This is a genomic window from Mycolicibacterium sphagni (genome assembly GCF_002250655.1).
In the GTDB taxonomy this organism is placed as follows: domain Bacteria; phylum Actinomycetota; class Actinomycetes; order Mycobacteriales; family Mycobacteriaceae; genus Mycobacterium; species Mycobacterium sphagni.
In genome coordinates this window covers 129169-150819 of sequence record NZ_NOZR01000011.1, presented here as the reverse complement: position 1 = coordinate 150819, position 21651 = coordinate 129169, and the positions used below count along the sequence as shown (strand labels likewise).

At 68.1% G+C, this 21651-nt stretch carries 19 protein-coding genes and 1 pseudogene; 15 read left to right on the top strand and 5 right to left on the bottom strand.

Translation table 11 applies throughout. The annotated features are described in order from the left end of the window. Positions 1 to 89: 89 nt before the first annotated feature. Complete coding sequence (locus tag CG716_RS15145) at positions 90 to 647, bottom strand: TetR/AcrR family transcriptional regulator (protein WP_094481002.1); 558 nt, start codon at positions 645 to 647, stop codon at positions 90 to 92. A 103-nt stretch (positions 648 to 750) separates the two neighbouring features. On the opposite strand from CG716_RS15145, the gene CG716_RS15140 reads away from it, so the two are divergent. The 4 genes from CG716_RS15140 to CG716_RS15125 are packed head-to-tail and all read left to right on the top strand — an operon-like array spanning position 751 to position 5217. Further along, positions 751 to 1659 (top strand): SDR family NAD(P)-dependent oxidoreductase, encoded by a 909-nt coding sequence (locus tag CG716_RS15140; RefSeq protein ID WP_094480945.1) that lies wholly within the window; start codon positions 751 to 753, stop codon positions 1657 to 1659. A gap of 17 nt (positions 1660 to 1676) precedes the next feature. After that, positions 1677 to 2195, top strand: a complete 519-nt coding sequence (locus CG716_RS15135) for a cupin domain-containing protein (RefSeq protein ID WP_094480943.1) — start codon at positions 1677 to 1679, stop codon at positions 2193 to 2195. A gap of 44 nt (positions 2196 to 2239) precedes the next feature. Beyond that, positions 2240 to 3937, top strand: a complete 1698-nt coding sequence (locus tag CG716_RS15130) for a DEAD/DEAH box helicase (RefSeq protein ID WP_094480941.1) — start codon at positions 2240 to 2242, stop codon at positions 3935 to 3937. 29 nt (positions 3938 to 3966) lie between these two features. Beyond that, complete coding sequence (locus CG716_RS15125) at positions 3967 to 5217, top strand: amidohydrolase (protein ID WP_094480939.1); 1251 nt, start codon at positions 3967 to 3969, stop codon at positions 5215 to 5217. Here the strand turns inward: CG716_RS15125 and CG716_RS15120 are convergent. Together CG716_RS15120 and CG716_RS15115 are read right to left on the bottom strand one after the other, a co-directional pair. Continuing rightward, positions 5207 to 5686, bottom strand: coding sequence for an SRPBCC family protein (locus CG716_RS15120; RefSeq protein ID WP_094480937.1), 480 nt, complete (start codon positions 5684 to 5686; stop codon positions 5207 to 5209). The two genes, CG716_RS15125 and CG716_RS15120, sit on opposite strands and share 11 nt — an antisense overlap. 75 nt (positions 5687 to 5761) lie before the next feature. Then, entirely contained in the window at positions 5762 to 6568 is an 807-nt protein-coding gene (locus CG716_RS15115; protein ID WP_094480935.1) for an HAD-IIA family hydrolase, read from the bottom strand. Positions 6569 to 6626: 58 nt separating this feature from the next. Between CG716_RS15115 and CG716_RS15110 the strand changes: the two genes are divergently transcribed. Genes CG716_RS15110 through CG716_RS15090 form a run of 5 tightly spaced genes read left to right on the top strand, consistent with a single transcriptional unit; the run spans position 6627 to position 12545 of the window. Beyond that, on the top strand, positions 6627 to 7547 hold the full coding sequence (locus CG716_RS15110; RefSeq protein WP_094480933.1) for an SDR family NAD(P)-dependent oxidoreductase: 921 nt from the start codon (positions 6627 to 6629) through the stop codon (positions 7545 to 7547). After that, positions 7547 to 8800 carry a molybdopterin molybdotransferase MoeA gene (moeA, locus tag CG716_RS15105; RefSeq protein ID WP_094480931.1) on the top strand — a complete coding sequence of 418 codons (1254 nt, stop codon included), beginning with the start codon at positions 7547 to 7549 and terminating at the stop codon, positions 8798 to 8800. The genes CG716_RS15110 and moeA overlap by 1 nt, the downstream gene beginning before the upstream one ends. 25 nt (positions 8801 to 8825) lie before the next feature. After that, on the top strand, positions 8826 to 9521 hold the full coding sequence (locus CG716_RS15100; RefSeq protein WP_094480929.1) for a phosphatidylserine decarboxylase: 696 nt from the start codon (positions 8826 to 8828) through the stop codon (positions 9519 to 9521). A gap of 23 nt (positions 9522 to 9544) precedes the next feature. After that, entirely contained in the window at positions 9545 to 10363 is an 819-nt protein-coding gene (locus tag CG716_RS15095) for a CDP-alcohol phosphatidyltransferase family protein (RefSeq protein WP_094481000.1), read from the top strand. A 1-nt stretch (position 10364) separates the two neighbouring features. Continuing rightward, positions 10365 to 12545: an AAA family ATPase gene (locus CG716_RS15090; RefSeq protein ID WP_094480927.1), complete on the top strand. Its 2181-nt coding sequence runs from the start codon at positions 10365 to 10367 to the stop codon at positions 12543 to 12545. Here the strand turns inward: CG716_RS15090 and CG716_RS15085 are convergent. Next, positions 12542 to 12991: an SRPBCC family protein gene (locus CG716_RS15085; protein WP_094480925.1), complete on the bottom strand. Its 450-nt coding sequence runs from the start codon at positions 12989 to 12991 to the stop codon at positions 12542 to 12544. The genes CG716_RS15090 and CG716_RS15085 overlap by 4 nt on opposite strands. A gap of 67 nt (positions 12992 to 13058) precedes the next feature. On the opposite strand from CG716_RS15085, the gene CG716_RS15080 reads away from it, so the two are divergent. The 3 genes from CG716_RS15080 (at position 13059) to CG716_RS15070 (ending at position 16013) form a co-directional block, all read left to right on the top strand. Continuing rightward, positions 13059 to 14675 carry a methyltransferase regulatory domain-containing protein gene (locus CG716_RS15080; protein ID WP_094480923.1) on the top strand — a complete coding sequence of 539 codons (1617 nt, stop codon included), beginning with the start codon at positions 13059 to 13061 and terminating at the stop codon, positions 14673 to 14675. Positions 14676 to 14708: 33 nt separating this feature from the next. After that, positions 14709 to 15122: a DUF1707 SHOCT-like domain-containing protein gene (locus CG716_RS15075; protein WP_094480921.1), complete on the top strand. Its 414-nt coding sequence runs from the start codon at positions 14709 to 14711 to the stop codon at positions 15120 to 15122. A gap of 129 nt (positions 15123 to 15251) precedes the next feature. Continuing rightward, the gene (locus tag CG716_RS15070; protein ID WP_094480919.1) at positions 15252 to 16013 is read left to right on the top strand and encodes a hypothetical protein; all 762 of its coding nucleotides are present in this window, start codon (positions 15252 to 15254) and stop codon (positions 16011 to 16013) included. A 36-nt stretch (positions 16014 to 16049) separates the two neighbouring features. Here the strand turns inward: CG716_RS15070 and CG716_RS15065 are convergent. Beyond that, positions 16050 to 16397, bottom strand: a pseudogene (locus CG716_RS15065) (TetR/AcrR family transcriptional regulator); the annotation flags it as partial. Positions 16398 to 16680: 283 nt separating this feature from the next. Between CG716_RS15065 and CG716_RS15060 the strand changes: the two are divergent. The 3 genes from CG716_RS15060 to CG716_RS15050 are packed head-to-tail and all read left to right on the top strand — an operon-like array spanning position 16681 to position 21646. Continuing rightward, positions 16681 to 19581: a Na+/H+ antiporter subunit A gene (locus CG716_RS15060; RefSeq protein ID WP_094480915.1), complete on the top strand. Its 2901-nt coding sequence runs from the start codon at positions 16681 to 16683 to the stop codon at positions 19579 to 19581. Beyond that, on the top strand, positions 19578 to 20048 hold the full coding sequence (locus tag CG716_RS15055) for a Na(+)/H(+) antiporter subunit C (protein ID WP_094480913.1): 471 nt from the start codon (positions 19578 to 19580) through the stop codon (positions 20046 to 20048). Before CG716_RS15060 ends, CG716_RS15055 begins: the two co-directional genes overlap by 4 nt. Then, positions 20045 to 21646 (top strand): Na+/H+ antiporter subunit D, encoded by a 1602-nt coding sequence (locus CG716_RS15050; RefSeq protein ID WP_094480911.1) that lies wholly within the window; start codon positions 20045 to 20047, stop codon positions 21644 to 21646. Before CG716_RS15055 ends, CG716_RS15050 begins: the two co-directional genes overlap by 4 nt. Positions 21647 to 21651: the final 5 nt, after the last annotated feature.

Here is a 21651-nt window from a genome sequence, read left to right as displayed (position 1 = left end):
CACCGTCCCGACCTAGCACTCACCGGTCGGGAGTGCCAACCACATTCTTAGCACTCGCCTATGCCGAGTGCAAGAAGATGATCAGCCGTTCACCCGGCGCGTAACCCGGCCACGATGACGTTCGTGATCCGGTCGGCGACGTCGTCCCCGTATTCCTGACCGCTCTTACAGACGACCAGCAGCGCCTTGAGTTCGGCGACGCCCACGTCGGCGCGCGCAGCACCCGCCTGCTGCGCGCCCACCAGCATCTCGCCCAGCACGCCGAGGAACTCCGCCTCGGCCCCCGGCGCCGCAGTGTCGAGGTCGATGCCGTAGCCCGCCAGCGCTTCGACCATGCCGTGGTCGGCCGCGCTTGCACGCACCGTCTCGCGGATGAATTCGAACAGCGCGGTAGACGGATCGGCGGCCAGCAGTTCTCGTCCCCGCGCCACGACAAGGCGCACCCGCTCACCGATGACGGCTTCGAACAGCGCTTCCTTGGTGGGGAAATGCCGATAGACGGTGCCCGCGCCGACGCCGGCCCGCCGCGCGATCTCATCGATCGGCACGGCCAGTCCCTGCTCGGCGAAGACGTCGTAGGCGACCTGCAACACCCGCGCACGGTTGCGCGCCGCATCGGCCCGTAACGGCCGGCAGTTGAGGACCACCTCATCACCCCTCACGCGTTGACAAAGCGGGGCGCACGTTCCGTATAGTCGAAGCAACCGGGGCGCGCGCTCCGTTTATCGAGTTTAAACGAGGAGAACCGCTGTGCCTGATCAGACGCCCAACTGGACCACAGCCGACATTCCGGACCAGACCGGCCGCACGGCCGTCATCACCGGCGCCAACACCGGCCTCGGCTACGAAACCGCCCGCGCGCTCGCCGCCAAGGGCGCGCATGTAGTCATCGCCGTGCGCAACCTCGACAAGGGCAAGGCCGCCGCCGATCTCATCGGTAGGCGATACCCCGGTGCCGACGTCAGCGTGCAGGAACTCGACCTCACCTCGCTGGACTCCGTCCGGGCGGCCGCCGGCCAGCTGCGCGCCGGCCACGACCGAATCGATCTGCTCATCAACAACGCGGGCGTGATGATGACGCCGAAGGAGACCACCAAGGACGGCTTCGAGCTGCAGTTCGGCACCAATCACCTGGGGCACTTCGCGCTGACCGGCCTGCTTATTGATCGCCTGCTTGCCAGCCCCGGCTCGCGAGTCGTGACCGTCAGCAGCAACGGCCACCGATTCGGCGGCATCCGGTTCGACGACCTGCAGTCCGAGCGCAGCTACAGCCGCGCGGGCGCGTACGGGCAGTCCAAGCTCGCCAACCTGCTGTTCACCTACGAATTGCAGCGCCGACTGGCCGGAACGGGCACCATCGCGGTCGCAGCCCACCCCGGCGCATCCAGCTCCGAACTCGGGCGCTACGCCCCCGGAGCCGTCCGACGGATCGCGCCGCTGCTGGAGCAGAGCACCGAAATGGGCGCCCTACCCACGTTGCGCGCCGCGGCCGACCCCACAGTCCGGGGCGGCCAGTACTACGGACCCGGCGGATTCCTCCAGCTGCGGGGCTACCCGAAGCTCGTCTCCTCCAACAAGCGCTCCTACGACACCGGTGTGCAACGACGGTTATGGGCGGTGTCCGAAGCGCTGACAGGTGTGGTGTACCCGCTCGACTGACGTGCAGACTGGGGGCGATGTCACTCCACGTACCGCCGTATCCCCCGCCGCGCTACGACGGTGACGGCGAGGTCAGCGCCGCCCTGCGCAGGGGCGACACCCCAGCCGACTTCGAGACGTGGCGGGTCAAGTACAGCTACCTGGCCACCGAGCAGTCCACCGGTGGCGACTTCGGCCTCTACCGCGTGGACCTCGGCCCACAGGCCGGCGGTCCGGGACCCCATTTCCACAAGGCCATGTCGGAGTCCTTCTTCATCCTGTCCGGACGGATCCGGCTCTACGACGGACGCGACTGGACGGTAGGCGAGCAAGGCGACTATCTCTACGTCCCGCCGGGTGGCGTGCACGGCTTCGGCAACGTGACCGACGAGCCGGCGTCGCTGCTGATGCTGTTCACTCCCGGTGCGCCGCGGGACTTCTATTTCGAGGGCCTGCCGAAGCTCGGTGAGATGACCGACGAGGAGCGTCGCGAGTTCTTCGAACGCAATGACAACTTCTTCCCCGAACCGCCCGACATCAAAGATGCGTATCCGTAATCCGTTGCGCTAAGGTTCTTCTCGACCGGAGAGGAGTCCCAGGGGTGCGGGCAGTTGATGCGCCCAGCACCCAGGCATTGCGGGGCTGGCAGCGACGGGCGTTGGTGAAGTATCTATCGGACGCTCCTCGGGATTTTCTCGCAGTCGCGACCCCAGGCGCCGGTAAAACCACGTTCGCTCTGCGGATCGTCGCCGAACTTCTCGCCGAGGGCACCGTCGAAGCCATCACGATCGTCGTCCCCACCGAGCACCTCAAGGTCCAGTGGGCGCAGGCCGCCGCCCGGCACGGCATCTCCCTGGATCCGAAGTTCTCCAACTCCAACGCTCAGAACTCCGCGGAGTACCACGGCGTCGTGGTCACCTACGCCCAGGTCGCCAGCCACCCCACCCGGCACCGGGTGCGCACCGAGAACCGCAAGACGCTCGTCGTATTCGACGAGATCCACCACGGCGGCGACGCCAAGACGTGGGGCGACGCCATCCGGGAGGCTTTCAACGACGCGACGCGGCGGCTGGCGCTGACCGGGACACCGTTCCGCAGCGACGACAGCCCGATCCCGTTCGTCACCTACGAGACCGGGCCCGACGGCTTCGCCCGCTCGCAGGCCGACCACACCTATGGCTACTCCGACGCACTCGCCGACGGCGTCGTGCGGCCGGTCATGTTCATGGCCTACTCCGGCGAGGCCCGCTGGCGCGACAGTGCCGGCGAGGAACACGCCGCCCGCCTCGGTGAGCCGCTGACCGCTGAGCAGACCGCGCGGGCGTGGAAGACCGCACTCAACCCGGCCGGCGAGTGGATGCCCGCAGTGATCGCCGCGGCTGATATTCGGCTGCGTGGCCTTCGCGAACACGTGCCCGACGCCGGCGGCATGATCATCGCCTCCGATCAGACCGCTGCCCGCGCCTACGCCGATCTGCTGGTGAAGATCACCGGCGAGGCCCCCACCGTGGTGCTGTCCGACGACAAGGGCGCCTCGGAGCGCATCTCGCAATTCTCGGCGAGTACCTCGCGCTGGCTGGTGGCCGTGCGCATGGTGTCCGAAGGCGTCGACGTGCCACGGCTGGCGGTCGGGGTCTATGCCACCAGCGCATCGACGCCGTTGTTCTTCGCCCAGGCGATCGGCCGGTTCGTGCGCTCCCGGCGCCCCGGCGAGACCGCGTGCATTTTCTTGCCGTCGGTGCCCAACCTGCTGCTACTCGCCAGCGAGATGGAAGCCCAGCGCAATCACGTGCTCGGCAAGCCGCACCGGGAGAACTTCGACGACGATCCGCTCGAGGCCGAGCTGGCCAAACAGAACCGCGACGGGCCCGACGACAGCGACAACAAGATCGAGTACCTCGGCGCCGACGCCGAATTGGATCAGGTCATCTTCGACGGATCCTCGTTCGGCACGGCGACGCCTGCCGGCAGCGACGAGGAGGCCGACTACCTCGGCATCCCCGGGCTGCTTGATGCCGAATCGATGCGAGATCTGTTGCGGCGCAGGCAAGAAGACCAGATCAGCAAACGGACCGCCAGCGGCGAGACGCCCAGGCTGACCACCCATGGCCAGCTGCGGGATCTGCGAAGCGAACTCAACACTCTGGTGTCCCTGGCCCATCACCGCACCGGCAAGACGCACGGGCAGATCCACAACGAACTGCGGCGGGTCTGCGGCGGCCCGCCGGTGGCGGCGGCCACCAGCGATCAGCTCAAGGCGCGTATCGAAGCGGTGCGAAAGTTGTCGCGCGAGAGCTGAGCCGACCTTCGCGAGTAACGTCCCCGCGTGTGACGACCGTCGAACTCGAAGCCAAGACCACCGACGCCCTCGCGGACCTGTATCGGCAGCTGCACTCCGACCCGGAGCTGTCCTTCGCGGAACATCAGACAGCCGCGCGCATCGTCGACGCCCTCGCCGGCACCGGCTGCGAGGTCACGCAGCATGTCGGCGGGACCGGAGTGGTGGCTGTCTTACGCAACGGCGACGGTCCGGTGATCATGTTGCGTGCCGACATGGACGCGTTGCCGGTGGCCGAGAACACGGGCCTGCCGTACGCCAGCACCAAAGTGGTCGTCGACCAGACCGGTAAGTCGTTGCCCGTAGCCCACGCGTGCGGTCACGACATGCACGTCGCCGCCTTGGTCGGGGCGGTGGGCGAACTGTCCAGGCTCCGCGAACGCTGGGCGGGCACGGTCGTCGCGGTGTTCCAGCCCGCCGAGGAGCTAGCCAGCGGCGCCCAGGCCATGATCGACGACGGACTGTTCGAACGTTTCCCTCGTCCGAGCATCGTCCTCGGCCAGCACGTCGGGCCACTGCCCGCGGGGATGATTGGGCACGGTCAGGGACCGGTCATGGCCGCGACCGACTCGGTACAGGTCACGCTGTTCGGCCGCGGCGGCCACGGGTCGCAGCCTGAGAACACCGTCGACCCCGTCCTGATGGCGGCGGCCACAGTGGTGCGGTTACAGAGCATCGTGTCCCGCGAAGTCCCCTCGGGCCAACAGGCCGTCGTGACCGTCGGGCGGCTGCAGGCCGGCACCAAGGAGAACATCATCCCGGCGACCGCCGAGCTCGGCATCAACACCCGCAGCTATACACCGGAGGTCCGCGCCCAGGTCAAAGCAGCTATCGAGCGCATCGTCACTGCCGAGGCGGCGGCCAGTAACAGCCCGCAGCCTCCACGCTTCGACTGGAATGTCAGCGCACCGGTGTTGATCAGCGACCCCGCGGCGACGGCCCAGACAGTGGCCGCGTTCGAGCGTGAATTCGGCGCGTCCCGGCTCATGCCATTGCCGCCGCTGGCAGCCAGCGAGGACGTCGGCGTCTTCGGCGACAGCCTCGGCGTGCCAACGGTGTTCTGGTTCTGGGGCGGCGTGCCACTCGACGTGTTCAACGAGGCACTGAGCCGTGGGCAACTGCCGCCGATGAACCACTCCCCCGAATTCGCGCCGGCGATCGAGCCGACATTGACCACTGGCGTGCAGGCCATGACGACTGCGGCGCTGACCTGGCTGCAGCCGAACGAGCTCAGGTCCTGACGACGGCCAACCTCGCCAGATTCGCCAGCGAATTGTCCAGATGCGAGACGGGGAACGGCGGGAACATGATGTTCTCCCGGACCTCCGCCGGAACCTTCGACCAGTCATAGGTCAGCGTCACGCGGGTCTGCTGAGGACCCAGCGGTTCGAGGTCGTAGCGCCACGTCCAGCCGCCTAGTTCCAGGCTGCCGTCCTCGGCCAGTCCGCCAGGCGCCCAGGCGATGACGCGGTCGGGTTCCAGATCGACGACCTGGTTGGCCATCTCGTAGTGCTTGTCGGGATGGCCGTCGTGATACATGGCGACACGAAAGACCTGCCCGGGCGCGCTCAGCGGCCGCGGCCCGTCGATCGGCTCGCGTACCCAGCCGGTGCCGTCGATGTCCTTGTGGGTGCTCGGGTCGGCCAGCACGCCGAACACCGCCGCTGCGGGCGCATCGACCGTGGCATTCACTATCAGAATTTCAGTCATACCTAGACAGACCCCGGTCGCCGGGGAAAGTCATCGCTGGAGTCTTCCCGGATCGCTTCGCTCCTGCCCGCCACTTCAGAACCCGAGCAATCTCGGCAAATCAGCGACCGAATCGATCACGTGATTGGGCTGCATCGCGAATTCGTCAGTGGCCCAACGGTCCAAGGTGTCCTGGCGGAACTTGCCGGTGCGCACCAACACGCCTGTCATGCCGACCACCTGGGCTGCCAGCACGTCGTTGTTGAGGTCGTCGCCGACCATGTACATCTCGTCGGGGTCGACCCCGAGTCGGGCGGCCGAGGCCAGGAACCCCGCCGGGGCCGGCTTGCCGACGGCAGTGGCCTTGCGGCCGGACGTCTCCTCCATGCCGATCAGATACATCCCGGTGTCGATTCGCAGACCCTCGGTGGTGGTCCACGCCGTGCTGCGGTGCATGGCGACCACCGGCACACCCTGCGCCATCCACTCGTAGACGCGGCTCAGCGTCCGGTGGCTGTACTCGGGTCCGGCGCCGCCGAGCAGAATGACGTCCGGATCGACGCCGTCGTCGTAGTCGGTGGAGTCGACGATGTCGATGCCCGGCATGTCGTCGGTGATGTCGCCGTTGTTGACCAGAAAGCACCGCGCGTCGGGATAGTTGGCGCGCACATAGTCCGCGGTCAGCGCGGCGGCGGTGACCACCTCGTCGGGCCGCACATCGATCCCGGCATCCGACAGTGCTGCCGCGATCTGCTGGCGAGTACGGGTGGTGGTGTTGGTCAGATAGGACCGCGCGATCTGGTGATCAGCCAGCAACGCCAGCGCCTCGGCCGCGCCGGGGATCGCCGTCCACGAGGTCACCAAGACGCCATCGATGTCGAAGAGGACCCCACCGATAGCCATACCGCGACAGTAAACGGCCACCGCTCGTCTGCAACTTGGGCCGACGTATGGTCGTGCCATGAGCGGCAGCAATTGGACTTCGGGCAACGTCCCGGCACAGGACGGGCGCGTCGCCGTCATCACCGGCGCCAACTCCGGTATCGGCTACGAGGCCGCGGCGGTGCTCGCCGCCCGCGGCGCCCGAGTCGTGATGGCGGTGCGCAACCTCGACAAGGGCGGCGCCGCCCGCGACACGATCCTGGCGGCCAACCCCGGCGCCGACGTCACCGTCAAGCAGCTTGACCTGACGTCGCTGGACTCGGTGCGCGCCGCCGCCGACGCCCTACGCACGGCACACCCGCGGATCGATCTGCTGATCAACAACGCCGGGGTGATGTGGACTCCGAAGGAGACCACGAAGGACGGCTTCGAGCTGCAATTCGGCACCAACCACCTCGGCCACTTCGCCTTCACCGGCCTGCTGCTGGACACCCTGCTGCCGGTGCCCGGCTCGCGGGTGGTGAACATCAGCAGCCTGGGTCACCGGCTGCTGGCCGACATCCACTTCGACGACCTGCAGTGGGAACGCCGCTACAGCCGCATCGCCGCCTACGGTCAGTCCAAGCTGGCCAACCTGTTGTTCACCTACGAACTGCAGCGCCGGTTGGCCGCCGCCGACACCGACACGATCGCGGTGGCCGCCCACCCGGGCGGGTCGTACACCGAGCTGGCCCGCAATGTCCCGGCGATCTTCCACCCCGCCTACCGCATCGTCGGTCCGCTGCTCTTCCAGAGCGCGGCGGCCGGCGCGCTACCGACGCTTCGCGCGGCGACCGATCCCGACGTCCGCGGTGGGCAGTATTACGGCCCGGACGGTTTCGGTGAGCAGCGGGGCAACCCGAAGCTGGTGCAATCCAGCGCCCAATCCCACGACCGCGAGCTCCAGCAGCGGCTGTGGACGGTGTCCGAGGAGCTGACCGGCGTGAGCTTCCCGGTCTGATGCGCACCGTCGAGGAACACCAGCGCGTCGTCGCCGACCTCATCACGCCACGCGCGGCGGTGACGGTCGGCCTCGCCGAGGCCGAAGGGCTGGTGCTGGCCGACGACGTGGCAGCCCCGCTCTCGCTGCCGGTGTTCGACAACTCGGCGATGGACGGCTACGCGGTGCACGCCGAAGACGTCGCGGGGGCCGACGCTAACCCGGTGAAACTGCCTGTCGCCGAAGATATTCCGGCCGGGCGCACCGACCCGCTGACGCTGGCGGCGGGCACTGCGCACCGGATCATGACCGGGGCACCGCTGCCGTCAGGTGCGACAGCGGTGGTGCCGGTCGAGGCCACCGACGGCGGCGTCGACACCGTCGAGATCCGCACGGCCGCCAAAGCCGGCCAGCACATCCGCCGCGCCGGCGAGGACGTGACCGCGGGGACCACGGTGCTGCGGACCGGGCATCTCGTCACCCCGGCCGCGCTCGGCTTGGCCGCCGCCCTGGGCCTCGGCTCGCTGACGGTGCGGCCCCGCCAACGCGTGCTGGTGATGTCGACGGGTACCGAATTGGTGTCGGCCGGCACCGAGCTCCAGCCGGGCCAGATCTACGAGTCCAACGCCATCATGCTGGCCGCCGCGGTGCGCGAGGCCGGCGCCGAGGTGGTGGCCACACCCACGTCGAGCGATGACGTGGCCCAGTTCAGCACCGTGCTCGACGGATATGCCGGCCAAGCCGATCTGATCATCACCACCGGCGGGGTGAGTGCCGGCGCCTACGAGGTGGTCAAGGATGCCTTCGGCACGGCCGAAGGTAGCCGGCCCAGCGGGTCCGGTGGCGGCGTGGAGTTCGTGAAGGTCGCCATGCAACCGGGCATGCCGCAGGGTGCGGGACGGCTCGCCGGAACCGCCGGGCCGACGACATCGGGCCTGGGATGTCCGATTGTCACGCTGCCGGGAAATCCGGTGAGCGCGCTGGTGTCCTTCGAGGTGTTCGTCCGCCCGGCCCTGCGCACGGCGATGGGTCTGCCGCACCCGCACCGGCCACGGCGCACGGCTGTGCTGGCCGACAACCTGACCTCGCCGAAGGGCAGGCGCCAATTCCGACGCGGTGTGTACGACGCGGCGGCGGGCACGGTGACCACCTATGGGCCGCCGGCGTCTCATCATCTGCGCTGGCTGGCGTCGGCGAACTGCCTGCTGGAGATCGCCGAAGATGTCACCGAGATGTCCGCTGGCGAACAGGTGCAGCTATGGGACCTGTCGTAGCCCGGCGCGGTTAGAATCGTCGCCGATGGCCAGACGCCCCCGCACGTCCGAAGCAACACATCTCCTCGATCTAGTTCGCTCGACCGTGCCACCGATGCACCCCGCGGGTCTGCCGTTCGTCGGCGCCAGCCTGGCCGTCGCGGCCCTGGGCAGGCGCCATCGCTGGGTACGCACCGCGGGTCTGGCCGCTGCGGGCGCCAACGCAGCGTTCTTCCGCCACCCACGCCGCGTCCCGCCGACCCGGCCCGGTGTGGTCGTCGCGCCGGCCGACGGTCAAGTGTGCCTGGTGGACACCGCGGTCCCTCCCGCTGAGCTTGGCCTGTCCACCGAGCCGCTGCCGCGGATCAGCATTTTCCTCTCGGTGTTTGACGCGCACGTGCAGCGCGCACCGGTCGCCGGCGAGGTGATCGCGGTGCACTACCGACCCGGCCAGTTCGTCTCAGCCGACCTGCCCGCTGCCAGCGCAGACAACGAGCGCAACAGCATCGTCATTCGCACACCCGGCGGCGCCGACGTGGTGGCCGTGCAGATCGCGGGTCTGGTGGCACGGCGCATCGTGTGCGACGTCCACCCAGGCGACACGCTGACCATCGGCGAAACCTACGGGCTGATCCGGTTCGGCTCCCGTCTGGACACGTATCTGCCCGAAGGTGCCACGCTGCTGGTGTCCCCCGGCCAACGCGCGGTGGCCGGCGAGACGGTGCTGGCGCAACTGTCGTGATCAAACCCGGGCGTCCGGCCGCCATGCGCATCCTGCCCAGTGCGACGACGGTGTTGGCCATTTGCGCGGGGCTGACCTCGATCAAGTTCGCGTTGGACGGGCGCCCCCACATCGCCCTCGCGTTGATCGGGGCCGCGGCAGTGCTCGACGGTATCGACGGCGGCATCGCGCGCGCCCTGGACGCACAGTCTCGGATGGGCGCCGAGATCGACTCGCTGGCCGACGCGGTGAACTTCGGTGTCGCCCCGGCGCTGGTGGTCTACGTGACGTTGCTGCCAACGTCGCCGGTCGGCTGGATCTTCGCTCTGCTCTACGCCGTGTGCATCGTGCTGCGGCTGGCCCGTTTCAACGCACTGCTCGACGATGACACCCGGCCGGCCTACACGCGGCAGTACTTCACCGGTATGCCCGCACCGTGCGGCGCGGTCGGGGTGATCGGCCCGCTCGCGGCGATGCTGCAGTTCGGTCACGGCTGGTGGACCTCACCGTGGTTCGTCTGCTTGTGGTTCGCCGCCAATGCCACGCTGTTGATCAGCCGGGTGCCGACACTGGCGCTCAAGTCGGTGAGGATGCCGGCCAACGCCGCGCCTATCCTGCTGATCCTGATCGCCGCAGCGGCGGCGGCGTTGCTGCTCTTCCCGTACATCCTGGTGCTGTTGATCATCGCGGGCTATCTGTGCATCATCCCGTTCACGATCCGCAGCCAACGCTGGGTTGCCGCCCGCCCGGAGGCATGGAACGACGAACCCAAACAGCGGCGCGCGGCGCGGCGCGCGAACCGTCGCGACCAACCGAACCGCCGCTCGGTGACGCGCCTCGGCCTGCGCAAGCCCGGCCGCTGACATGGCGCCGACCGGCCTGGCGCTGACGGCACGGCTGAACACCTCGGCGCTGGATTCCCGGCGTGGTGTCGTGCGGCTGCATCCCGAGGCCATCGCCGCCCTCGGCATTCGCGAGTGGGATGCGGTGTCACTCACCGGTTCTCGCACCACCGCCGCCGTCGCAGCACTGGCACCGCCGGACACCCCGGCCGGCACGGCGCTGCTGGACGATGTGACACTCTCCAACGCGGGCCTACGCGAGGACACCACTGTGCTGGTGGCGCCGGTCACCGTGTACGGCGCGCGCTCGGTGACGCTGCGCGGCTCTTCGCTGGCCACCCAGTCGGTGTCGTCGGCGACGCTGCGCCAGGCGCTGCTGGGCAAGGTGATGACCGTGGGCGACACGGTGTCCCTGCTGCCGCGTGACCTCGGCCCCGGCACGTCCACCACCCGGGCCAGCTCGGCGCTGGCGTCGTCAGTGGGCATCACCTGGACTTCGGAGCTGCTCACCGTCACCGGCACCGATCCGGCCGGACCCGTTAGTGTGCAACCGAATTCGTCAGTCACCTGGGGCGCCGGCGTATCCGGGCCGGCCGCGCCTGGCCCGTCCGCGGCCGTCAGCCCGCCGATGGTGTGGCCGGAGGCGCCGCCGGTGTCGATCGACGATCTCAAGGGCCAACACGTGCAGGCCGGCCGGCTCACCGAGTGGCTCAAGCTAGCGCTCGACGAGCCGCAATTACTGAAAAAGCTTGGCGCCACACCGAATCTGGGCGTTCTGCTCACCGGACCGGCCGGGGTCGGCAAGGCCAGACTGGTGCGCGCGGTGTGCGCCGGACGGCGCCTGGTCGAGCTCGACGGGCCTGACACCGGCGCACTGGCCGCGCAGGATCGGCAGCGCGCCGTGGCCGATGCGGTCGCCACCGTCGCCGCCGGCGGCGGGGTGCTGCTGATCACCGATATCGATGCGCTGCTGCCGACCCAGGCCGAACCGGTGTCGGCGACGATCCTGACCGAGCTGCGTAAGGCCGTCGCCGCACCCGGGGTGGCGCTGGTGGCCACCTCCCAGCAGCCCGACGGGGTGGATCCGCGTCTGCGCGCACCGGATCTGTGCGACCGCGAGCTGGGCTTGAGCCTGCCTGATGGCGCCACCCGAAAGGCGCTGCTGGAGGTGTTGCTGCGCGACGTCCCCGCCCAGGATTTGACTCTCGCCGACATTGCCGATCGCACACCGGGATTCGTGCGTGCCGATCTGGCCGCCCTGGTCCGGGAGGCAGCGCTGCGGGCGGCAGCCCGCGCCAGCGAGGACGGCAAGCCACCCGCCCTGACCCAGGAGGACTTAACCGGTGCGCTGACCGTCATCCGACCGCTGTCGCGGTCGGCCACCGAGGAGTTGTCGGTCGGTTCGGTCACCCTCGACGATGTCGGCGACATGGTCGAGGTCAAACAGGCGCTCACCGAGGCGGTGCTGTGGCCGCTGCAGCATCCCGACACCTTCGCCCGACTCGGGGTCGACCCGCCCAGGGGTGTGCTGCTCTACGGGCCACCGGGCTGCGGCAAGACATTTGTGGTGCGTGCGCTGGCCAGTTCGGGCCGGCTGAGTGTGCACGCGGTGAAGGGCGCCGAGCTGATGGACAAGTGGGTTGGCTCCTCAGAAAAGGCTGTTCGCGAATTGTTCCGGCGGGCAAGGGATTCCGCACCATCTCTGGTGTTCCTCGACGAGATCGACGCGCTGGCTCCCCGGCGCGGGCAGAGCTTCGATTCCGGGGTCACCGACCGTGTGGTGGCCGCGCTACTGACCGAGCTCGACGGCATCGAGCCGTTGCGCGACGTGGTGGTGCTCGGCGCCACCAACCGGCCGGACCTGATCGACCCGGCGCTGCTGCGCCCCGGACGGCTGGAGAAGCTGGTGTTCGTCGAGCCACCAGACACCGACGCACGTCGCGAAATCCTGCGCACGGCAGGCAAATCGGTGCCGCTCTCGCCTGACGTCGATCTCGATGCACTGGCCGGCGATTTGGACGGCTACAGCGCAGCCGACTGTGTGGCTCTGCTGCGCGAATCCGCGCTGACCGCGATGCGCCGCTCGATAGACGCCGCCGACGTCACCGCTGCCGATGTAGCCAAGGCCCGCGAGACGGTGCGACCGTCGCTGGATCGGGCTCAGGTGGCGTCGCTGCGGGAGTTCGCCGCGGGCAACCGCTAGTCGGCTTCGGCCTGTGCGGCGAGCCGGTCGATCGATGCCTGCAACTTGTCCGCGGTGGTGGCGCGCGCCCTCGGAAGGCGCTCCGGGTCCGTCAGGTCGGTCCAGTCGTAGGTATGGGTGACGACGGTGGTGGTGGCATCGACGGGCTCCAGCTGCCAGCGCCACAGATGACCCGGTGGCGGATTGCCCGGCGGTGCAGGCCGCCACGCGATCAACCGGCCCTCGGCGAACTCGACAACGTGGTTCTCCCGGTCGGCGCCCAGCGTCAGCGTCATGGTGAATACGTCACCGACCCCGCGGACCCGCTGGTCGGGCGCGGCTTGGGCCAGATTGTCATTGCCGTCCCACTCGGGCTGACGCGCCGGGTCGGCGATCAGCTCAAAGATAACCGCGGCGGGGGCGGCGATTCGCCTGCTGGCGCTGACAACTCGGTCGTCGGTGGTCACGGTGAATATTCAACAGCACCGCCGCAGCCCACAGGCAGGCCCCAGCCAAGCTTCGTAAACTGCCGTCGTGCGACAGACGGACGATCTGGACGACGCAGTGAATCGGCTTCAAGCCGACTACGACGAGACTCCGTATACCTCCAACTCGTTTCCACAGTCCGCCCCCGGGCAGCTGGCGGCGGTCGCCCATGTGTTCGGCTTGCAGGCACCCGAGGTGACAGGAGCCCGGGTGCTCGAGATCGGTTGCGCCAGTGGCGGAAACGTGCTTCCGTTCGCGGCGGCCAATCCTCATGCCTACGCGGTGGGCATCGACCTGTCCCAGGTGCAGATCGATCAGGCACGAGCTCTTGCCGATGGCTTGGGCCTGCGCAATATCGAATTCATCGCCGCGGACATCGCCCAGGTGGATCCGGCGCTGCTCGGCCGCTTCGATTTCATCATCGCCCACGGGGTGTACAGCTGGGTGCCACCCGAAGTTCAGGACGCCTTATTGGCAGCGGTCCGTTCGCTGCTGGCCCCCGACGGTGTCGGCTACGTGAGCTACAACGTCTATCCGGGCTGGAAGTCGAAAGAGATTGTGCGCGACGTCATGCTGCTTGCCAGCCGCGCCGACCGCACCCCGGAAGACAAAGTGCACAGCGCCAAGGAAGTCGTCGACTATCTGGAAGAGGTCGCACCCGCCGAGGGCGTGCTGGCCCGGGTGCTGGCTGAAAGCCGAGCTTTCAGTGAAGGTTTCGGCGATTCGTATCTCTTGCACGACGAGCTCGAGACGTTCAATTCGCCGTGCTATTTCCACGAGCTCGTCAGTCACGCCGGCGAGCACGGCCTCGCCTTCGTCGCGGAGGCCCGCCCGCAGACGATGATCCCCGCCAACTTCGGACCCCGGGTCGCCGAGTTCCTGGCCGCCAAATGCGGGGGCGATCAAGTAATGACCGAGCAGTACCTCGATTTCGTGACCAACCGGATGTTCCGGGAATCGCTCCTGGTGCACACCGAACGCGCGACTCAGATCAATCACACCCCAGGCCGCAGCCGCTACGCCCGTCTGCACCTGAGTGCTTTTCTGCCACCCGCCGACGAGCCGACGCGCATCGACTACTCGCGGCAGGACTACCTCCAGCCCGACGGCGCGCGGCTGTTCACCAACGATCCAGGCATCAAAGCCGGAATTGACGCGCTGACCGACCGGTGGCCGTGGACGATCTCGTACCAGGAGCTGGTGGACGCCGTCAGTGCCCGCCTTCTCGCGGCGGGCGTGGCGGCCAGCCCCGGCCTCGCCGCCAACATCGAGAACCTGATGGCCACCCTCGTCCTACAAGGCGGAGCGAGCTACCGCCTCGAACCGCTGCTTCCTGAGCCGACGCGCGACCCGCTGCGGCTGTCCGAGCCTGTGCGACGCATGGCCGAGCTGACCAGGAACCAGCCTGACGCTTCCACGTTCAACGTGTGGCACGAAACGCTCATACTGTCCCCGCTCGACCGCCACCTCTTCCCGCTACTGGACGGCACCAACGACCGGTCGGCGCTGATCGACGCGCTGGTGGCCGTCAACCGAGAGACGCCGCTGGAGATCGACGACGGCCGGCGGCTATCCGATGAGGCTGAGCTGCGCGCGGCCCTCGCCCGCTACATCGACGACCTGCCACAACACTTGTCCGAGATGAAACTCGCACGAATCCGTTGACAGTCCACTATTGACATGTCAGAGTTGGACGGTATGAGCATAGCCACTGTCCGGGTCGGAGATCGCGACCGAGAGACCACCGCTGACCTGCTGTCCCAGGCTCTTGCCCAGGGATACTTCGACCTCGCGGAGTACGAGATCCGGGTCCAAGCGGCCTTCGCCGCCGATACCGCTGACGTATTGCACCGCACCGTCGCCGACCTTCCGGTCGAACGCCTGCGTCGCACCGACCCCCGCCGAATCGCCGCTCGCAAAAGCGCCGCCCGCGCCTCGGTGCGCTTCCACCTGGCCGGCTACGCCGCCATGGTCGCAATCGTCCTGACGGTCTGGCTCGCGATCGCACTCACCACCGGATCGCTCGCGTACTTCTGGCCTGTCTGGCCGATTCTCGGCGGGGCCCTCGGGTTGCTAGGGCATGCCCTTCCCGTGCGGACCTATTGCCGGTAGGCCCTCGTCCTCCGATTGGAGGACACGAGAATTCCCCCGCGCTACCCACCGGTCAGCCGACGCGGCAGCGCCGCCCCCTGCGCCATGGTTGCAATCGATACAGCAGCGCATACGCGGAGGGAATCGACCATGACCACGATGATGAACGCCAGGCGGGAAGCTCAGCAGGCCCAGTTCGACTGGGGCTGCAACCGAGACGGGTGGGAGTTCGAGATCCACAACGAGACCTCGGTCGACCTCGTCCCCCTCTACTTCGGCAGTTCGAACCTCGACCGGGTCGACAGCCCCATCAAGGCGGGCGACATCGGGTACGCCAAGGGCATCAAAAGCCCGTTGCCGCCTTTCCTCTTCGACGGGCCGGCGGACGCCGATCTCGCCTTCCGATACGAATCGACCAGCGCGCGGATCTTTATCCAGGGGTCCGCCGACGGCACGATCACGCGCCAGACTGCGCAGGACAACGACCAGCGCATGTCGGTCCAGTTCCCTCATGCTCCAGGCGACCGGCGCCAGATTGTGGTGTTCCGCTGGCCCGACCTCTGGGGACCGAACTACAACGGGTGGGAGTTCGAGCTCACGAATACCACCGGGCACGACCTGATCTACGTGCCGGACATCACCACCAACGTCGCGAGCTGTCCTGCCCGCATAGCTTCGGGCGCAACCGGCTTCCTCAAGGGAAAACGCCGCACCAACGGCGGTCCGGCGAACTGTAACTTCGCGTATCGGCATCCGGATCACGCTTTCGACTCCGGCGGCATTGCCATCGCCGCGACCAGCGACGCCAGTAGAGCCCGTATCACCGGAAACGCATCGGGCACCACCGACATCGTCTACACCGCGGACACCGCCGCCAACGTGGTCCAAAGGGTCACCTACATGCAGCGCTGAACCTGGCTCATCCGGGATGGGCCGTCAACTCGGGGTCGGTTCGGCGTCGCGCATGTCGTCGGGCCGCATGGTCAGCAGCAGGCGCGCATCTTCGGCACAGTCTCTGGCGAAGCCGACCGTCGCGGCGGCCATCTGGGCTGCGACCTCCAGCGGGTCTGAGCCCGAAGCGGCGATCGCCCGCGTGTGAAAGCGCACCAGAGCACGCAGCCACGCCACCGTCACGACACCGTCGCGATTGCCGAACCGGTGATACCGCGTGCCCACCGGCGCCCCGCTGGCCTTGGCGATCGCTGCGACGCTGGCCGTCCGCGGACCTTCGGAGAGCACCAAACCGCGCGCGGCGTCCAGGATGGTGTCGGTTTCAGGCTTCCGCGGGGGTGCCACGATCTAGTGCAGCCCTTCTACATGGAGCGCTTGCCCTATATCGATGAGCATGCCGTACCCGGATGAAGACGGCATCGTCGTGCGGAATATGTTGAGAAGCATTGCTGCTCAAGCAATTTCGGATCACACCCACCGATCCTGACAGCTTCGGCGGCGCAGCCGGAAAATCTCCTCCGCCGTCAACCCCGTAGACTATTGACAGGACATAGCCGAAAACCTTTGGCTGACACCCCGACCGACCGGTAGATCACCGACGCGCTGCGCGTCAATAGATCGGAGTGCCATGCTCGTCATCCTGATCGCGCACGCGATCGCCGCCGCCGTGGCGCCGGTGCTCGTGTACCGATGGGGAAGGCTGGCGTTCTACCCGCTCGCGCTCGTTCCGGCGGCGTCGCTGATCTGGGTCGCACTCAACTGGCCCCATGGCCGTCAGCCCGCAGAAGTCGATATCCCGTGGATACCGCAGCTGTCGATGAACATCACGCTGCGCTTCGACACCCTGGCGGCCATCATGAGCGTGTTGGTGCTGGGTATCGGCGCGCTGGTGCTGTTCTACTGCGCCCAGTACTTCCACCACCGCGACGGCCGCACCGAGAGGCGACTGCCCAGCTTCGCCGCTGAACTCGTCGCCTTCTCCGGAGCCATGTTCGGCCTGGTGGTCAGCGACAACATGCTGCTGCTCTACACGTTCTGGGAACTGACCACGGTGTTGTCGTTCCTGCTGGTCGGGCACTACGCCGAGCGGGCCACCAGCCGTCGCGCGGCCATGCAGGCCCTGTTGGTCACCACCGCGGGCGGGCTGGCGATGCTGGGCGGAATCGTGATCCTCGGCCACACCGCCGGCACCTACCTGCTGTCCGAGCTGGTGGCCGAAGCCCCGCACGGCACCGCCGTCGCCGTGGGTGTCGTCCTCGTACTCGTCGGTGCGCTGTCCAAGTCTGCGATCGTGCCGTTCCACTTCTGGCTGCCCGGTGCCATGGCCGCCCCGACCCCTGTCAGCGCGTACCTGCATGCCGCCGCGATGGTCAAAGCAGGTGTCTACCTCATCGCCCGGCTGGCCCCAGGCTTCGCCGACTCCCCAGGCTGGCGGCCCACCGTCATCACACTGGGTCTGCTGACCATGCTGCTGGCCGGTTGGCGCGCGGTCCGCGAGTACGACCTCAAGCTGATCCTCGCGTTCGGAACGGTCAGCCAGCTGGGGTTCATCACGGTGATGGTCGGGGCCGGCGGCCGGGACATGATGCTGGCCGGGCTGGCCATCCTATGCGCGCACGCGTTGTTCAAGGCGACGCTGTTCATGGTCGTCGGCGTCATCGACCACTCGACCGGCACCCGTGACATCCGACGGCTGGCGTGGCTGGGCCACCGCATGCCCGCGTTGTTCGTGATCGCCGCGGGCGCGACGGCGAGCATGGCCGCACTGCCGCCGTTCCTGGGGTTCGTGGCCAAGGAGGCCGACTTCGAGACGATCGCGCACAGCGAGTCACTGGGCGGCTGGGCACCGGCGGTCCTCGCCGGAGTCGTCATCGGTTCGATCTTCACCACCATTTATGCGTTGCGATTCCTGTGGGGTGCCTTCGCACGCAAGGGATCTGCAGGCCCGACCATCCTGGTGGCCAACCTGCACCGGCCAGCCACCTCGTTCCTGGTGGCTCCGGCGATCCTGGCCGCGGCAGGACTGTTCTTCGGTGTGGTGCCCAATTACCTCGACACCGCGCTGGACGGCTACGCGGCGACCATGCCCGCCGCCGGCGCCGACGACGGCCACTACACGCTGGCCCTGTGGCACGGCCTCAACCTGCCGCTGTTGCTCTCGGCGCTGGTGCTGGGGCTCGGTGTCGCGGCGTTCGTCAACCGCGAACGGCTCAGCCGAACCGGGCTGGGCTCCTGGCACCCGCTGGGCAATGCCGACCGGATCTACGACGCGGTGATCCGTGGCGCCGACGTCGCGTCCGTCCGTCTGACTGCGATCACCCAGCGCGGCTCCATCCCCGTCACCCAGTCGGTGATCCTGTCGACACTGGTGCTGCTCCCGGTGGCCGTGCTGGCCTTCGGCGCCCGAGACCAGCCCCAGTTCCAGCTGTGGGACTCCCTGGTCCAGCCGGTGGTGGGCCTGCTCATCCTGGCCGCCGCGGTGGCCGCCACCGTGATGCGCAACCGGCTGGCGGCGGTGCTGCTGGTGGGTATCACCGGCTATGGCTGCGGGGCGATCTTCGCCTTCCACGGCGCCCCGGACCTGGCGCTGACGCAGTTCCTGGTGGAGACGCTGACACTGGTGATCTTCGTGCTGGTGTTGCGTACCCTGCCCGCCGAGGCCGACGAGGCGAGCATGAAGCGCTACCGGCTGCCCCGCGCGGCGCTCGCGCTGGCCGTCGGCGCCACCGTCACCACGCTGGGGGTGTTCGCGATGGCCGCCCGCACCCGCACCGGAATCGCCGCCCTGCTGCCCGATGCCGCCTACGACCGGGGCCATGGCGCCAACACCGTCAACGTGCTGCTGGTTGACATCCGCGCCTGGGACACCCTCGGCGAGATCTCGGTCCTGGTGGCCGCCGCCACCGGCGTCGCGTCGCTGGTTTTCCGCAACCGGCGGTTCGGTGCGGCGCCGCGGGTGTCCGACGCCGGCCAGCCCGACATCGGGGTGCTGCCCGCGACGGCCTACAGTCCCGCGGTCGGCGACACCACGTGGCTGCGCGGTAGCGAGCTGCGCGACCCGCGCAACCGCTCCCTGGTGCTCGAAGTCGCGACCCGACTGATCTTCCCGCTGATCATGGTGCTGTCGGTGTACTTCTTCTTCACCGGACACAACACCCCCGGCGGCGGCTTCGCCGGCGGGCTGACCGCAGGCCTGGCGCTGGTGCTGCGTTATCTGGCGGGTGGTCGCTACGAGCTCGGCGAGACGCTGCCGCTGGACGCCGGCAAGATCCTCGGCGCCGGCCTGGCGCTGTCAGCCGGCACCGCGGCCGGCTCGATGCTGCTGGGCGCCCCCGCGCTGTCCTCGGCGGTGATCGAACTGCATGTGCCGCTGCTGGGCACGGTTAAGTTCGTGACCGCCCTGTTTTTCGACCTCGGCGTGTACCTGATCGTGCTCGGCCTGGTGCTCGACGTGTTGCGCAGCCTCGGTGCGCGCATCGACGAAGAACTCGTCAGCGCACGCTCGACAGTGAAGGCGAGGGCGTCGTGACCGTCTTCCTCGTTCCGCTCGTGATCATCGGCGGACTCACCAGTTGTGGTGTCTACCTGTTGCTTTCGCGCAACTTGACTCGGATGCTCATGGGCCTGCTGCTGGTCGGCAATGCCGTCAACCTGCTGATCCTGACCGTAGGTGGCGAAAGCGGGAACCCACCGATCAAGGGGCGCACGAGCGGCTCGGAAACGGCGACCGCCGACCCACTGGCCCAGGGGATGATCCTGACAGCGATCGTCATCGCGATGGGGATGGCGGCCTTCGTCCTGGCGCTGACCTACCGCTCGTTTCGGTTGACCACCCAGGAGGAAGTGGATACCGACCCCGAGGACGCCCGGGTGTCGAGGCTCTCCGATTCCGAGGCGTCCTCGGTCGACGACGACGTCCCGGTGCACGTGGCGGCTCACGACACCGACGAGCCCGACGAGCTCGATGCGCTGCCCGGCCATGAGGGGTCGCGATGAGCCTCTCCGGGGTGTTGATGCCGCTGCCGGTATTGATTCCATTAGTGGCGGCCGCGTTGACGTTGATCGCCGGGCGTAAACCGCGACTGCAGCGGATGATCGCGCTGGCCGCGCTCACCGGCGTGCTGGCGGTGTGCGCGGTTCTGACGTATCTGACCGACCGCGACGGCACTCAGGCGCTGCATATCGGCGGCTGGGGTCCGACCAAGGAGGGCCTCGGTCCACTTGGGATCACGCTGGTGGCCGACCGGCTGTCGGCGCTGATGCTCGTGGTGTCGGCGATCGTGCTGCTGGCCGTCGTGTTCTACGCGATCGGACAGGGTATCCGCGACGGTGACGAACACCAACCGGTGTCGATCTTCCTGCCCACCTATCTGGTGCTGTCGGCGGGGGTGTGCACAGCTTTCCTGGCCGGCGACCTGTTCAACCTGTATGTCGGTTTCGAGGTGCTGCTGACGGCGAGCTTCGTGCTGTTGACCATCGGAGCCAGCAAGGACCGGGTGCGCGCCGGCATCTCCTACGTCATGGTGTCGATGGTCTCGTCGCTGATCTTCCTGGTCGGCCTGGCCCTGATCTACGCCGCCACCGGAACGCTGAACATGGCCGAGCTCTCCCTGCGGCTGCAGGACATCAGCACCGGCACCCGAAGCGCGATCTTCGCAGTGCTGCTCGTGGCCTTCGGCATCAAGGCCGCGGTCTTCCCGCTGTCGGCGTGGCTGCCGGACTCCTACCCCACCGCGCCGGCGCCGGTGACCGCCGTGTTTGCCGGGCTGCTCACCAAAGTCGGTGTTTACGCGATCATCCGGGCGCACGCACTGCTGTTCCCCGCGGGCGGGCTGGACAACGTGCTGTTGGTCGCCGCGCTGCTGACCATGCTGGTGGGCGTCCTGGGTGCGATCGCGCAGAGTGATATCAAGCGACTGCTGTCGTTCACCCTCGTGAGCCACATCGGCTACATGGTGTTCGGTGTCGCGCTGTCCAGCCGGCTCGGCATGTCCGGGGCGATCTACTACGTCGCCCACCACATCATCGTGCAGACCACGCTGTTCCTGGTCGTCGGCCTGATCGAGCGACAGGCCGGGGCATCGACGCTGCGCCGCCTGGGTGGGCTGGCCGCCGCCAGCCCGCTGCTGGCTTTCGTGTTCTTGGTTCCGGCGCTGAATCTGGGTGGTATTCCTCCGTTTTCGGGCTTCATCGGGAAGGTCGCGCTGCTGGAGGCCGGTACCGCCAGCGGCTCGGTGCTGGCCTGGCTGTTGGTCGCCGGCTCGCTGATCACCAGTCTGCTGACGCTCTATGTGGTGGCGCGAGTGTGGACCAAGGCGTTCTGGCGGGCCCGGGTCGACGCCCCCGAGGGCGAGCTTGCCGATTCCGCACCGTCGGTCCTGCTGGACGATTACGCGGAAGACGTCGCGTTCGACGACCGCGGCGACGTAGGTCGGATGCCGATCGGAATGGTCGCTCCCACAATGGCTTTGATTGCCGTCGGGGTGGCGCTGACGGTGGCGGCCGGCCCGATCTTCGGTTACACCGACCGCGCGGCCAACGAGGTGCTCGACCGTGGCCAGTACATCACCGCGGTGCTGGGGCCAGGAGATTGAGTCCG

Bases quoted from the DNA above. Each gene is read 5' to 3' on its own strand.
- CG716_RS15135 (WP_094480943.1), top strand. From the start codon at position 1,677: ATGTCACTCCACGTACCGCCGTATCCCCCGCCGCGCTACGACGGTGAC.
- CG716_RS15110 (WP_094480933.1), top strand. From the start codon at position 6,627: ATGAGCGGCAGCAATTGGACTTCGGGCAACGTCCCGGCACAGGACGGG.
- CG716_RS15120 (WP_094480937.1), bottom strand. From the start codon at position 5,686: ATGACTGAAATTCTGATAGTGAATGCCACGGTCGATGCGCCCGCAGCG.
- CG716_RS15090 (WP_094480927.1), top strand. From the start codon at position 10,365: ATGGCGCCGACCGGCCTGGCGCTGACGGCACGGCTGAACACCTCGGCG.
- CG716_RS15070 (WP_094480919.1), top strand. From the start codon at position 15,252: ATGACCACGATGATGAACGCCAGGCGGGAAGCTCAGCAGGCCCAGTTC.
- CG716_RS15100 (WP_094480929.1), top strand. From the start codon at position 8,826: ATGGCCAGACGCCCCCGCACGTCCGAAGCAACACATCTCCTCGATCTA.
- moeA (WP_094480931.1), top strand. From the start codon at position 7,547: ATGCGCACCGTCGAGGAACACCAGCGCGTCGTCGCCGACCTCATCACG.
- CG716_RS15075 (WP_094480921.1), top strand. From the start codon at position 14,709: ATGAGCATAGCCACTGTCCGGGTCGGAGATCGCGACCGAGAGACCACC.
- CG716_RS15060 (WP_094480915.1), top strand. From the start codon at position 16,681: ATGCTCGTCATCCTGATCGCGCACGCGATCGCCGCCGCCGTGGCGCCG.
- CG716_RS15115 (WP_094480935.1), bottom strand. From the start codon at position 6,568: ATGGCTATCGGTGGGGTCCTCTTCGACATCGATGGCGTCTTGGTGACC.
- CG716_RS15095 (WP_094481000.1), top strand. From the start codon at position 9,545: ATGCGCATCCTGCCCAGTGCGACGACGGTGTTGGCCATTTGCGCGGGG.
- CG716_RS15050 (WP_094480911.1), top strand. From the start codon at position 20,045: ATGAGCCTCTCCGGGGTGTTGATGCCGCTGCCGGTATTGATTCCATTA.